The sequence below is a fragment of the Mesorhizobium sp. M00.F.Ca.ET.216.01.1.1 genome (assembly GCF_004010325.2).
Classification (GTDB): Bacteria; Pseudomonadota; Alphaproteobacteria; order Rhizobiales; family Rhizobiaceae; genus Mesorhizobium.
In genome coordinates this window covers 1-385 of sequence record NZ_SADR02000199.1, presented here as the reverse complement: position 1 = coordinate 385, position 385 = coordinate 1, and the positions used below count along the sequence as shown (strand labels likewise).

Genomic DNA, 385 nt, shown 5'->3' with positions numbered 1-385 from the left:
ATCTGGTCGCCCATGGCCTTCATGTCGGCCGGCTCGCCTTCTTTCGACTTGCCGGGCACCTTGAAGACCTGGCCGGGCCAGATGCGGTCGGGATTGCGGATCTGGTCCTGGTTGGCGAGATAGATGGTCGAGTAGCGCACGCCATGGCCGTAGACGCGGCGCGAGCTGCGCCAGAGCGTGTCGTTGCGGCGGATGATCACGGCGCTGTCCGCATGCTCCAGCTTCGGCGCGACCGTCTCGGGCACGTTGGTCGAGGGCGTCGCCTTGGCAACCTTTGCGGGCGCCTCGGCTGCCGGTGCTGTGGGTTTCGCCGCTTCGGCCGTCGTTGTGACCGTGGTGGTTTCGGCCGGCTTGGCTTCCGTGGCCAGGGACCCAGCGCCCTGGC

Annotated in this window: 1 protein-coding gene; it reads right to left on the bottom strand. The window is 68.1% G+C overall.

Translation table 11 applies throughout. The features are described from left to right. The coding region (locus EN859_RS35710) for a LysM peptidoglycan-binding domain-containing protein (RefSeq protein WP_135913636.1) at positions 1-385 on the bottom strand (385 nt) is incomplete at both ends.